Source organism: Nitrospirota bacterium, assembly GCA_026387665.1.
Classification (GTDB): domain Bacteria; phylum Nitrospirota; class Nitrospiria; order Nitrospirales; family Nitrospiraceae; genus Palsa-1315.
The window spans coordinates 17,728-30,218 of the sequence record JAPLLG010000007.1 but is presented as its reverse complement, the minus strand read 5'-3'; the positions used below and the strand labels follow the sequence as shown (position 1 = coordinate 30,218).

Below are 12,491 nucleotides of genomic sequence, written 5' to 3'. Positions count from 1 at the left end.
ATAGGCCATTGTTGTGAATCCGATCGTCAGGATTGGGCGACAGTTGTTCTATCGCTTTTTCCCCTCCGCCTTTGTCAGCGCCTACATTCGGACTCTTTATCTCAAAAAGTTTGTGCGAACTATCACGTTTTCGAATGTGCTCGACGCCGGCTGCGGAACCGGCCTCTTTACGCTGTTTCTCGCAAGCAGGTTTCCTCAGGCGCAGTTTACCGGCTACGATCTTTCTCGGGATGACCTCGAACAAGGCCGGGCTGATGCTCGACAGAAGGGGTTAGGGAATGTGTCCTTCAAGGTTCAGGATTTGATGAGTCTGGCTGAGCATGAGACGTTCGACTTTATCTTTTCAATTGACTGTTTGGAACATATCCCAGGTAATCAGAAGGTTGTGGCTAACCTGGTTCGCGCTTTAGCGCCGGGAGGCATCTTGTATGTGGCGATGCCATGCGAAAAGATCCATCGATTCCTTTTCCCAAAGCGCTATTTCGAGAAATATATTCGGTGGGCGTCTGGCGAACATATCGGAGATCAGTATACGTGCGATGAACTTGCGGCCATTTTCCGGTCACTGGGGCTGACCATTCTCCAGGCCCAATACACATTTGGTTTCTGGGGGAAGTTAGCCTGGGAGTTGGATATGCTTACGGACAGGTGCCCGAGGTTGAAAAGACTTCTTCTCCCGTTCTTGTTTGCTGTCGGTGCGCTGGATCCGTTGTGTGGCAACCGCTCAGGCCCATACGGATTGGTGGTGGCAGGGAGGAAATGATTGTGAGATACCTTGCAGCATTCGTTGAGGGGTGCGATGCGGATATGAGCCGGGTTGTTGGGAGGGGGGCGCTATGAATCCAAGATTGCGCTATTGGCTGAAGAATTTGGCGATCAAGACGGGCAGTATCAAGGTCTTGCGAAAAGTTCGAGACACGATTGCTCCTCCGGTTCAGGTCGATTACCAGCTGCTGGAGCGGACAGGTGAAGTGCCAGTCCCGACTTCCGTGACCATTGAGGCGACCTTAGCTTGTAACCTTCACTGCACCATGTGCTTTCAAAACGATTATCGGGATCGTGGGATTGCCAAAGAATTGGGCACGGATGGTCTGCTTCAAGTTGTGCGTCGGCTCCCACCAGAAATCAGGTTCGCGTATTTTCTGGGCGGTGAAGTGTTTCTCCGGAAGGGATTCCCGCGGCTGCTGGAAGCTGTGGATGCGCAGGGCATTGAGACATTTATCACGACCAATGGGACCAGGATTGGACCGGAAGATTGGGCTGTCCTGAACCGGGTTCGCCATCTGACCGGTCTCGGGTTTTCGCTCGATGGGATCGGGGCTGTCCACGATGCGATTCGAGGGGAGGATACCTATGAGGCCATCGTTGCCAACGTCCGGCGTGCCTTGCTTAACCAGCGGGTCTATATCAGCTTCGTGATGATGGAGTCCAATATTGGGCAAATTCATAAATTTATCAAGACCGTTACAGCCTTGGGTATCAAGGAGATCGGTTTTGTCCATGAAATGTATTGTCTAACTGGCGATGTAGAGGCGACGCGCCGTCGGTTGGGGTGGAATGGGCAGGATGACATCATGATGACCGTGAAGAAACGCGATTGGAAAGCTGACTCCGTCCGGCAGCTCCTTGATACGCTTGCCACAATTCCAGCTCTTGAGCGTCGCCATGGCTTTGTCGCAGCCTTTGAGCCGCCACTTCCAGCCGAGACCCTGCCGGCGCTGTATGACGGAACGATTCGTGCCACGACCAGGCTGTTTTGCCGCGAACTGACCAATCTGTATCTCGATCCATCGGGAAACGTGGTCCACTGCGGCTTTCTCCGCCAGAAGTTCGGAAACGTTCTGGATCAGCCGGTTGAGGCCATTTGGAACAGCCGTTCGATGCGGGAATTCAGGAAAACCTTGCTCGATGGCAACTTGCTTCCGGTCTGTCGCCGCTGTTGCAAGTTAAGCGTATGGCCGGATGGAGAGGCACCGGTGCTCCCACTACAAGAAACGGTTGCCTCCTCGACCACACTCGTGATGCCTGACCGAGTCGGGGCGTCTGGTGTACGCAGTGGCGGTGCTGCAGCGCGCCAAGAGTCTGCACGTAGGAATTGAGCATGATCACGGTGCTTAATCTTGCAGGATCGGGCGGGTGGGCTGGCGGCGAGACCTATCTGCTCCTCCTGGCCAGGTATTTGGATCGCGAACGGTTCCGGTTGATTGTTGCTTCGCCAGAGCCCGGCGCGTTGGTGGACAATCTCCGTGCCGAGGGGATTGAGGCTCATGTTTTAGATATGGAGCCGTTGGGGAGCCTGGCACCTCTTTTTCGTCTCCGTAATTTCCTGCGTGAACAACAGCCTGATATCGTCCAGTCGCATGGAGCGCGGGGGAATGTCTACAGCAGAATTGCCGGGCGGTTGGCTGAGACGGGGGCGATTGTCTCGACCGTCCATAACTCCCTCTATGACTATCCCATCGGCCGGATCAAGAAATGGTTGTACCTGGCATGCGATAAGCTCACGGCGCCTCTGGCCGATTGCACACTCTGCGTGGCCGAATCACACCGGCAGGAATTGATCAATCGTTATGGATTGCGGCCTGACAGGGTTGTGACGATTCCAAACGGGGTAGACCTTACGAAGTTTCAGCCAACGCAACGCACCCAGCACCTGCGTGAAGCGCTGGCCATCAGCGATGACGTTCCGGTCATTGGCATTGTCGGAAGGCTCACGGACCAAAAGGGCCATGTCTATTTGTTGAGGGCACTGCCCTTGTTGTTGACGAAGTTTCCCGCTCTGCGCTGCCTTGTGGTGGGGGACGGGGAGTTGCGGGAAGAGCTTCAGAAGCTTGCCGTAGATCTTGGCTTGACCGAGCACTGCCTCTTTTTAGGTGTTCGGCAGGATATCCCTGAGGTGCTGGCGGCGATGGATCTGTTGGTTCTTCCGTCACTGTCCGAGGGAATGCCCTACGCAGCGCTTGAAGGCATGGCGATGGGAAAGCCGGTTGTGGCGACTGCCGTCAACGGAGTGCCGGAACTCATTCAAGACGGTGTGACGGGCCTGCTGGTCCCACGAAAAGATCCGGTCGCGCTGGCCCAGGCCATCGAAACAGTTCTGGCCAATCCTCATCTTGCCGCATCGTTCGGGTTGGCGGCTCGTCGCCTGGTGGAGCAGACGTATTCTATTGAAGCATGGGTCGGGCAGATGGAATCGTTATACGAAAGTCTCGTTGATCACGCACAGTGCTCCTGCACCCATGACTGACTCCCTACGCCAATGTCCCTGCGGGATGGCGTCAGTTCTCACCGTACATCTGGGACGTGCAGGAGAATTTTTTCACTGCCAACGGTGTTGGCTTCTGTCTCGATCCCAGATGCCGTCCGATGAAGACGTGGCCAAGTTTTACGAGGAAGATTATTGGCAGTGGTATCGCGATGAACAGGTTGGAGCAGCTCGTAACAATGTGCATGAGCATGCCTTGGCTTGGTTGGAGCAATTGATGCCATGTCCTGGGGCGTTGGTGGATGTCGGCTGCGGAGGAGGAACCCTCCTTGCTCTCTGTCGTGATCGAGGATGGAAAGGAATCGGTTTTGACCCGTCCCATCAGGCAGCCGCCCATGCGCGGGCTCGCGGATTGGACGTGCAGGCCGAAGCTTTTCCTCCTTGTTCTCTTGCCGATGCCACGGCGGATGCCGTGACCTTCATCAATGTCCTGGATCATCTTCGGGATCCCTTTGCCACATTGCAGGAGGCCTGGCGGGTACTTCGTCCTGGAGGCCTGCTGTACCTCCGAGTCCCGAACGGACCCTTTCATGCCGGCCTGTTGGCTTTGTCTGCGGTTCTGCGGACTGATCGCCTTGCGGTCTTCCACCTCTATGGATTCGGCCGGACTTCATTGCTACATCATCTGTCGCGGCTCGGGTTTGAAGAGATTATCGTGCGCACCGCTCCCCCCAGCCAGAGCGATCCCTATAGGCGAGTAGGTGAAAGTTGGAACATTGGCAGGACCATCCTGAAACGGATCGACCAGGCAGGATTCTATTTATTGCGAGGGCTGGGACTGACGCGACAAGCCTGGGGGCCTTCCATCGAGGTGATGGCTCGTAAGAGTGACTCCAGTGCGCAGGCGACCGAAGCAGGAAGGCAGGGCTCGCACTGATGTGTGGGATTTGCGGAATCGTCGGGAGCGGAGACGAGGCGACGCTAGATCGGATGATGCGCCGGATCGTGCACCGGGGGCCTGATGAGAGCGGCAGTCACCGGGAGCCGGGAGTCCTGCTGGGGATTCAGCGGTTGCGCGTGATCGATCCCCAAGGGGGGCAGCAGCCGATCGCCAATGAAGATCGCACGGTCTGGGTGGTGTTCAACGGAGAGATCTATAATTATCGCGAACTGCGCGAGGAGCTGATCGGCAAGGGTCATCGTTTTGCGACCAATAGTGACACAGAGGTCTTGGTTCATCTCTACGAGCAGGAAGGCGAGGAGGGAGTCAGGCGGCTCAAGGGGATGTTCGCCTATGCGCTCTGGGACCGTGAACGACAGACGCTGCTGTTAGTCCGTGATCGCTTGGGGATCAAGCCCCTCTATTATGCGACCTGGCCAGGCGGCCTGGCCTTTGCCTCGGAGTTGCCGGCTCTGTTGGAATCGCTCCCCCCTCATACTGTGGCCCCACGGGCTATCGCGCAATACCTGACCCTGCTCTATGTACCGGGGCCTGGCACTCTGTTCGAGGGAGTTCGTCAATTGCAGCCAGGAGAGCTGCTCAAAGTCGTTAATGGCAGGGTCGAAACAAAACAGTATTTCCATCCCACTGATGTGCCTGGATCTCGGACTAGGCTGTCGCAAGCCGATGCTGAGGACCGGTTCCTCGAACTTTTACGTGAGCGGGTACAGGCCCATCTGGTGAGCGATGTGCCGCTCGGGCTGTTTCTGTCTGGCGGGCTCGATTCAGGATCGATTCTGGCCATGATGCGGCAAGTGACCAATGGACCAATCCGCAGTTTCTCAGTCGGGTACGAAGATGAGGCAGACCGTTCCTATAACGAATTGGATCAGGCCAGGCTGTTAGCGGATCACTTCGGTGCCGATCATACAGAGGAACGGCTCCGCCCTGATGCGGTGACTTTGCTGCCGAAGATCGTCGCAGCGATGGGAGAGCCTTTTGCCGACTCTTCGGCCATTCCCACCTATCTCGTGTCCGAAGTGGCTAGACGTTCGGTCACGGTCGCTTTGTCCGGCATCGGCGGGGACGAGCTATTCGGCGGCTACCCTCGTTATCTTGGCGTTCGCGCTGCATCGCACTATGCCCAGGTGCCTCAGTGCCTGCGAGCATGGATCGGTACTTCTCTCGCGCCCAGGATTCCCGAGGGGGCAGGCAGCCGGGATCAGCTTGGCCGTGTGAAACGGTTTCTGCGGGACGGGCATCTGTCGCTGGCAGAGCAATATTGGCTGTGGATCACGTTTGTGCCATCAGAGTGGGGTGCCTCGGCCTTTGCCCAAGACTTTTCTGGACTGAGGGGGGCGACGGATACGGCGGCGGACTATCGACGCCTCTTTGATAACTGGCCTTCCGATGATCCGTCCGAGCGGGCCATGGGCCTGGACTTGCAGACCTACCTGCCGGACGATCTCCTTCGCATGGGAGACCGGCTTAGCATGGCCCATTCGCTCGAGCTGCGCGTGCCTTTCTGTGATCCTGAGTTGCTCTCGTTTGCCTATTCGCTTCCTACCTCAACCAGATTTTCCGGCTGGAGGCTGAAGGGGTTCATGCGCAAGGCGCTGCAGCCTGTGCTTCCACCTTCCATCGTCAAGGGAGCGAAGCTGGGGTTTCGTGTGCCACTTGCCCGTTGGCTGCGCGAAGACCTTCGTGAAATGGTGAGGGATCTCTTGTCGGATGCTGCAATTAAGCGGCGTGGCTACGTGAAGCCTGAGTATGTTCAATGGCTGCTCCAGGAACATGAGTCGGGCCGACGGAACTTTGCCGACCAAATCTATGCCTTGCTTGTGCTGGAGATGTGGCATCTCGGGCGTGACGTCTCATGATGGGTGACACATCAGGGAAGCGAGTCCGATGAACATTCTGATATTGGCAGAAGTTTCTGCTGCTACGGTGATCGGGGGAGCCGAGCGGGTTCTTCGTGAGCAGGCTCTGGGGCTGCAGCAACGAGGCCATCAAGTAGATCTGGTCGTGCGCGCTCCTCTAGAGGACCCACGTTTGCAGGTTGCGGTTGGAGCCGTGACGGAGCATCGCTATGGGGTGCTCCGTCAGAATCAGTGTGCCTTTGTCCTGTCGTCGTTCCTCCGGTCAGTCCAGACGTTCGATTGCGTATGCGCTCGGGATAGACAGGATATCGTTCTGGTGCATCAATCCATGGCGGCCCTGGGGCCCATCCTGATTCGCAGGGCTTTGGCTCGCGGCTGGGTCTACGTCTGTCACTCCCTGGCTCATGAAGAATATCTCTCTCGCACTGGCGAACATTCTGCCCTGTGCGGTCGGGTCGCGCGCGCATTGGGTGCATGGCTGCGCCGCTGGTGCGAGCGGGTGGTGATGCAGCGCTGTGCGAAGGTGGTCGTTCTGAGTGCATTCATGAAGCAGCGTGTGATGGCGGCACACCGCATCGACGAGTCCAAGATTCATATTCTGCCTGGTGGCGCCGATCCTGTGAAATTTCGTCCAGCTGGAGATCGGGCGGAAGTGCGGCGCAGTCTTGGTATTCCCACTGACAAGGTCGTTCTCCTGGCCGTGAGAAATCTTGTGGCACGGATGGGACTCGATCGGCTGATCCAGGCGATGGTGCAGGTGGAAAAAGAGCATCCGGATGTCCTGCTATTGATCGGAGGATCTGGCCCCTTGCACCAGGAACTCGAACGGCTGATTGCTGACCTCCATTTGACTCATCGGGTGAAACTCCTGGGGTTCATCGCCGAGGAAGAGTTGCCGCACTATTATCAGGCGGCTGATGTGGTGCTCATGCCTACGCATGAACTGGAAGGTTTCGGGTTGGTGACGGTTGAAGCCCTGGCTTGCGGCACGCCGGTCCTCGGCACGCCGGTCGGAGCGATCCCTGAAGTTCTCGCTCGACTGGGCCCTGGATTGCTCGCGAAGGGCAGCGATCCAGACTCGTTGGCTTTGGCGATCGATGTGATCCTCAGTCGGTTTCGTGCCCAACCAGATGAATGGGAACGGTTGTCGCTCAAGGGGCGCACTCTCGTTATGGAACATTACAACTGGAGTCGGCACAACGAGCAGCTCGATCTGCTCTTGCAGGACGTCTGCGGCCATTCCTCTATGCCATCGCGGGGCTGGTGATATGACTCCTCATAAAGTCATTCATGTGATCACGCGATTGGATCGGGGAGGGTCGGCGCAGAACACGTTGCTCACGGCCATTGGGCATGAGCCAACCCGCTTTGAATCGTTGGTGGTGGCTGGCCAGACTGGTCAGTGGGACGACCAAGGTGGTGATTTGGCCACCGATCAAAGCCGACGACGTTTGGAGGTGGCTGGAGTCCGTTGCCTACTCGTTCCGACCTTGACGCGCGAAATTCACCCGATTAAGGACTTGGCAACGCTTGTGACCCTCGTCAGCATTTTCCGTCGGGAGAAGCCGACCATTGTTCATACTCATACGTCCAAGGCCGGGGTCCTGGGCCGGCTGGCTGCATGGATGGCGGGAGTCCCCCTGGTGGTGCACACGCCTCACGGGCATGTCTTTTACGGACACTTCGGTCGGGGGGCCTCGTGGGTATTTCTGCAGGTTGAGAGACTGTTGGCTCTCGGTACCACACACCTGATTGCGTTGACGGAGTCGGAGCGGGATGAGCATCTGGCCGAAGGGGTTGGCCGGGCCGAGCGTTTCTCAGTGGTGCCGAGCGGGATCGATCTGGAGCGATTCAGGTGTATGGCCGGTCTGTTCGGTCGGCGCCCGCAAGGCATGACCTGTCCGCCTGATGCGATTGTCGTGGGGTCGGTCGGGTGGCTGACCGAGGTCAAGGGACATCGGTTTCTGATCGAGGCCCTGGCCAAGTTGAAGCCGCATCATCCCAAGCTCCACGTCGTGATTGTCGGGAGCGGCAGGCTGCGGGAGGAGTATCTGGCCTTGGCGGAACGGTTGGGGGTGGGAGAGGCAGTGCATTTGCTGGGGGAACGGCAGGATGTGCCGGACTGTCTGGCTGCCATGGATCTCTTCGTGTTGCCTTCGCGCAATGAGGGGATGGGACGGGCCCTGGTCGAAGCGATGGCGGCGGGACGACCGGTGATTGCCTCGAACGTTGGTGGTATCCCCGCGCTCGTAGAAGACCGGCGTACCGGGCGCCTCGTGCCGCCTGGCGATGTCGTTGCGCTGGCTGAGGCGATCGATGAATTGGTCCGGCGGCCGGATGTGGCCAAGGCTTTGGGTGCTGCAGCCAGCGAGAGTATCGGGTCTCGGTTCGGCGCACAGGCCATGGTTCGAGCGGTGGGAGCTGTCTACGAAACGGCTTTAGCCAAGGCGGGTAAATCGTGAGCGATTCACGTCCAGGACATTGTTACGTGCGGGCGCTCACATGGCTCGTGATGGCGGCTGTCTGGGGGTGGGCTGACCCAGCGAGCGGTGCGAGTGAAACAGGATCGGAGCTCCGTCCCTTGGTGGCAGCATTTCACGCGCATAGTACAGTGAGCACCGGCACCCTGAGTCTGGATGAGCTAGCTGAGCGGGCTGAGCGGTTGGGGATCGACGCAGTCGTGCTTACCGAGAATTTTGTTCTGCGGTATGAGTATGGGCTGTTCCCTCTGCGCGGATCGATCCGGCATACCGTTGCGCTGCCGTCCGTGCTCGACTATGGGCTGGAGCGATACTTCGCGGAGGTGGCTGCGGCGCAGGCTCGTCACCCCAAAGTATTGCTGGTGCCAGGAGTCGAGTTCGTGCCGCATTATTTTTGGACCGGGTCCCTGGTCGATCGCAACCTGACCATGCACAACTCCCAAAAGAATCTGCTGGTGTTGGGTCTTTCGAAGCCGGAGGACTATGCTTCCTTGCCGGTCAACGGCAATCAGGCCTCCTATCATTATGGATGGAACAGCCTGTGGGAGCTGGCCCCGGCTGTCTTGTTCGTGCCAGCCGGCTGGCTTATGACGCGACGCTGTCGCACTGCTGCTGCAATGCTGGGGCTGACGGGCGGGCTGCTGCTGGTCAGCGCCTGGCCTTTCGGCCAACCGGTCTTCAGCGCCTATGACGACCGGCTTGGTGATCGGCCCTATCAGGCCTTTATCGATGCCACCATTGAGCGGGGCGGCCTGGTGGTGTGGTCTATGCCAGAAGCGCGTGACTTTCACGTCTACCCGTTTGGCCCCTTGGGAAACGTGACTGTCAAAACTGATCCCTATCCAGAGGCTCTGGTGCAGACCACCGGCTATACAGGTTTCGGGGGGCTCTACCAAGATACGCGAACTATTACGCAACCTGGTGGAATTTGGGACCAGGTGCTGAGGCAGTACCTGATCGGTCAACGGAGCAAGCCTCCCTTTGCGTTCGGGGAAATTGCCTTTCATACGCCTGGCTCTGCCGGGATCGAATTGGATCAGGTTCTGACGGTCTTGTGGGTGGAGGATTGGACGGCGGACGGCATGATCGACGCCCTGCGTCATGGCCGTTTTTATGCGACAGGAAAAAACCTCCGGCTCGACGCATTCCACGTCGAATTTCATGGGGGGCCGCGCATGGCCTCGTCCGGAGAGGTCCTTGATCATACGGACGCTCGCAAGGTGACCGTCCGGCTCTCCGTCACCGCGACCGACAAGGGCGCCCATCCGATCTCGGTGACGATCATTCGTTCCGGGCAGGTCGTCTCGAAGGTTGCCGGAGTCACCCCGTTTGAACAGCAGTTTGTGGACGATATGGTGTCATCGGACACCAGGAATTTTTACCGGGTAGTGATTGAGGGAGCGGGTGAAATTTTGAGTAATCCTGTTTTCATCGGGCCTGTTCTGGCAGAATCGGATGGAGGTCATCCATCGACGATCACCGGGAGTGTGGGGCCGTCGAACGGGTCGTCCAGGCTGACGGCTGAGCACTGATAACCGGGAACTGCGAGATGCGGATTGCCATTCATCAGCCTCAGTTTTTGCCCTGGCTCGGATACCTGGATAAGATCGATCAGGCCGATCTATTTGTGATCCTGGACAATGTGCAGTTCAAGAAAAACGAGTGGCAGAATCGCAACCGGATCAGGACGGCTCAGGGCTGTCAGTGGCTGACGGTGCCCGTGCTGCACCGGTTTGGACAACGTGTGAACGAGGTGCGCATCAACCAGACATCGGACTGGCCCAGCAAGCACCTGCATGCGCTGGAGATGCATTACAGCCGGGCCGCTTATCGCGACCCTGTTCTGGAGGGGCTTCGGCCCATTTATCAGCAATCCTGGCACAGCTTGGCTTCCCTCAATCTGGCTGTGCTCGAATGGCTGATGGCTGCATTCGGGATCACGACCCCCTTGAGACTGGCGTCAGAGATGACGTTGCGGGAAGAGCCCACCGATCGCTTGATCGATATTTGCCGGACGGTCGGCGCGACGCATTACCTGGCCGGAGCCGGCGCTCCCGGCTATATGGATGTGCCTCGGTTTGAGGCGTCGGGCCTCGCGCTGGAGATCCAAGACTTTCGATCCCCGGTCTATGTCCAGTGCTATGAGCCATTCGTGCCAGGCCTGGCAGCCATTGACTTGCTTCTCACATGTGGGAATGATGCGCTGCGGCTTCTGCGAGAGGCGAGGGTCTCTCGGTAGGCGGTTTAATTGACAGTGAGTAGGGAGGCGGCGATGAGTGAGCAGTCGAGTCGGATCCATGTGCTGGCGCTGGGCGCCCATCCTGATGACATCGAAGCAGGCTGCGGGGGCGCGCTCATCAAGTATGCGCGGGCCGGCCACCAGGTCTTTCAGATGGTGCTGACGGAAGGGGAAGAGGGGGGGCAGAGCAGCGTCCGCAGGCAGGAACAGGAAGCGGCGGCGAAGCTGATCGGCGTCGAGAAGGTCTATTGGGGCGGCCTCCATGACACGGAAATTGCCGTCGACCGAGCCTTGATCAAACAGATCGAACAGGTGGTCCGCGAGGTGGACCCTCACGTGATCTTTGTGCATTACCCGGACGATACGCACCAGGATCACCGCAATCTTGCCACCTGCGTGGTGACCGCGGCGCGCTACACCAAAAATGTCCTCTTCTATGAGGGGCCCACGACGCAGAATTTCTCTCCCACGACCTTCGTGGACATCGACCAGGTGCTGGAAGGGAAAGTCGAGGCTCTCTGCGCCCATCGCTCCCAGATCAAGAAAACCAATATCGAAAAACTCACCATCGTGGACATCATCCGCGCCTCCTCGCATTTTCGGGGGATTCAAGGACGAGTCACGAATGCGGAGGCCTTTGTCCCGCTCCGGATGTTTTTAACGGTCACGCCGTGACGATTCCCTCTCCGCTCATTCTCCATTCACGTCCGACGGTCGGCAGCGACGAGCTGCAGGCACTGACAGCAGTGGTGGGGTCCGGCCAACTGGCGCAGGGGCCTCGCGTGGAGGAGTTTGAGCAAGGGATGGCGGCCATGCTGGGGGTGGCGGGCGGCGTGGCGGTCACTTCCGGCACTGCTGCGCTGGAAGTGGCGCTGAAAGCGTTGGGGGTTGCCCCTGGTGACGAGGTTATCCTGCCCAGCTACGTCTGTGCTGCTCCTTGGCTAGCGATCGTGCGGGCTGGCGCCCAGCCGAAGATTGTGGATATCGAGCCGGACAGCTATGCGATCGACCCGGCCGAGGTTAAGAAGGCCGTATCGGTCCGTACCCGCGCCATCATTGTGCCTCATCTGTTCGGGCTTCCCGCCGACCTGACCGGCTTGCAAGCGATCGGGGTTCCCTTGATCGAGGACTGCGCCCAGACGCTCGGTGCGATCGAGGCGGGGCGGCAGGTCGGCACGGTTGGCGCCGTGACGGTTTGTTCATTCTATGCGACGAAGTTGCTCTGCACCGGCGAAGGTGGCATGCTGCTCTCGCATGACAAATCCTTGCTGGAACGAGCCAGAGCCCTTCGCGAATACGACGAAGAACCGGTCCTGGACGATCGCGCGTTCAACTACAAGATGACGGATTTGCAGGCGGCCATCGGCATCAGCCAGTTGAGTCGGTTCCGTTCATTTCTGGAACGGAGAAGCGCGATTGCTGCTGCGTATCGAACGGCGTTCGGTTCCACGAGTCTGGGACTGCCGGTCATTCCGACAGGCCGGTCTCACGTCTTCTACCGGTTTGTCGTCAGGCTGCCTCGTGAAGCCGGTCCGGTGGCATCCATGATCGCCAGGCTGGAGCAGCGAGGGGTTCAGTGCCGCTGTCCGGTGTTTCGTCCGTTGCATCGCTATCGTGATCTTGTGGGATATCCAGTAGCCGAGGAAGCCTTTGCGCAGGCCTTGTCCCTGCCGATTTATCCTTCGATGACCGATGAGGAAGTCGCCCGTACCATCCAGGTGGTTGCTGAGGAGCTGAGCCAGTAAAG

At 58.5% G+C, this 12,491-nt stretch carries 11 protein-coding genes; all 11 read left to right on the top strand.

The window, feature by feature from the left end:
• Nucleotides 1-13 precede the first annotated feature (13 nt).
• The 11 genes from NT179_04310 to NT179_04260 all read left to right on the top strand — a co-directional run bounded on the left by NT179_04310 (nucleotide 14) and on the right by NT179_04260 (nucleotide 12,489).
• On the top strand, nucleotides 14-763 hold the full coding sequence (locus NT179_04310) for a class I SAM-dependent methyltransferase (protein MCX5721239.1): 750 nt from the start codon (nucleotides 14-16) through the stop codon (nucleotides 761-763).
• 73 nt (nucleotides 764-836) lie between these two features.
• On the top strand, nucleotides 837-2,099 hold the full coding sequence (locus NT179_04305; protein MCX5721238.1) for a radical SAM protein: 1,263 nt from the start codon (nucleotides 837-839) through the stop codon (nucleotides 2,097-2,099).
• 2 nt (nucleotides 2,100-2,101) lie between these two features.
• Nucleotides 2,102-3,247 carry a glycosyltransferase gene (locus NT179_04300; GenBank protein ID MCX5721237.1) on the top strand — a complete coding sequence of 382 codons (1,146 nt, stop codon included), beginning with the start codon at nucleotides 2,102-2,104 and terminating at the stop codon, nucleotides 3,245-3,247.
• 109 nt (nucleotides 3,248-3,356) lie between these two features.
• Nucleotides 3,357-4,142: a class I SAM-dependent methyltransferase gene (locus NT179_04295; GenBank protein ID MCX5721236.1), complete on the top strand. Its 786-nt coding sequence runs from the start codon at nucleotides 3,357-3,359 to the stop codon at nucleotides 4,140-4,142.
• Nucleotides 4,142-6,025 carry an asparagine synthase (glutamine-hydrolyzing) gene (gene asnB, locus NT179_04290; protein MCX5721235.1) on the top strand — a complete coding sequence of 628 codons (1,884 nt, stop codon included), beginning with the start codon at nucleotides 4,142-4,144 and terminating at the stop codon, nucleotides 6,023-6,025. The genes NT179_04295 and asnB overlap by 1 nt, the downstream gene beginning before the upstream one ends.
• 28 nt (nucleotides 6,026-6,053) lie before the next feature.
• Nucleotides 6,054-7,292, top strand: a complete 1,239-nt coding sequence (locus NT179_04285) for a glycosyltransferase family 4 protein (GenBank protein MCX5721234.1) — start codon at nucleotides 6,054-6,056, stop codon at nucleotides 7,290-7,292.
• 1 nt (nucleotide 7,293) lies between these two features.
• Complete coding sequence (locus tag NT179_04280) at nucleotides 7,294-8,487, top strand: glycosyltransferase family 4 protein (GenBank protein ID MCX5721233.1); 1,194 nt, start codon at nucleotides 7,294-7,296, stop codon at nucleotides 8,485-8,487.
• The gene (locus NT179_04275) at nucleotides 8,484-10,037 is read left to right on the top strand and encodes a hypothetical protein (GenBank protein ID MCX5721232.1); all 1,554 of its coding nucleotides are present in this window, start codon (nucleotides 8,484-8,486) and stop codon (nucleotides 10,035-10,037) included. The genes NT179_04280 and NT179_04275 overlap by 4 nt, the downstream gene beginning before the upstream one ends.
• Before the next feature lie 17 nt (nucleotides 10,038-10,054).
• Nucleotides 10,055-10,744: a WbqC family protein gene (locus NT179_04270; GenBank protein MCX5721231.1), complete on the top strand. Its 690-nt coding sequence runs from the start codon at nucleotides 10,055-10,057 to the stop codon at nucleotides 10,742-10,744.
• A gap of 33 nt (nucleotides 10,745-10,777) precedes the next feature.
• A complete protein-coding gene (locus NT179_04265; protein ID MCX5721230.1) occupies nucleotides 10,778-11,419 on the top strand; it encodes a PIG-L family deacetylase in 642 nt (213 codons plus the stop codon).
• On the top strand, nucleotides 11,416-12,489 hold the full coding sequence (locus tag NT179_04260) for a DegT/DnrJ/EryC1/StrS family aminotransferase (GenBank protein MCX5721229.1): 1,074 nt from the start codon (nucleotides 11,416-11,418) through the stop codon (nucleotides 12,487-12,489). The genes NT179_04265 and NT179_04260 overlap by 4 nt, the downstream gene beginning before the upstream one ends.
• Nucleotides 12,490-12,491 lie beyond the last annotated feature (2 nt).

Coding starts and splice junctions, on each gene's coding strand:
- NT179_04305 (MCX5721238.1), top strand. CDS start 837: ATGAATCCAAGATTGCGCTATTGGCTGAAGAATTTGGCGATCAAGACG.
- NT179_04300 (MCX5721237.1), top strand. CDS start 2,102: ATGATCACGGTGCTTAATCTTGCAGGATCGGGCGGGTGGGCTGGCGGC.
- NT179_04295 (MCX5721236.1), top strand. CDS start 3,357: ATGCCGTCCGATGAAGACGTGGCCAAGTTTTACGAGGAAGATTATTGG.
- asnB (MCX5721235.1), top strand. CDS start 4,142: ATGTGTGGGATTTGCGGAATCGTCGGGAGCGGAGACGAGGCGACGCTA.
- NT179_04285 (MCX5721234.1), top strand. CDS start 6,054: ATGAACATTCTGATATTGGCAGAAGTTTCTGCTGCTACGGTGATCGGG.
- NT179_04280 (MCX5721233.1), top strand. CDS start 7,294: ATGACTCCTCATAAAGTCATTCATGTGATCACGCGATTGGATCGGGGA.
- NT179_04270 (MCX5721231.1), top strand. CDS start 10,055: ATGCGGATTGCCATTCATCAGCCTCAGTTTTTGCCCTGGCTCGGATAC.
- NT179_04265 (MCX5721230.1), top strand. CDS start 10,778: ATGAGTGAGCAGTCGAGTCGGATCCATGTGCTGGCGCTGGGCGCCCAT.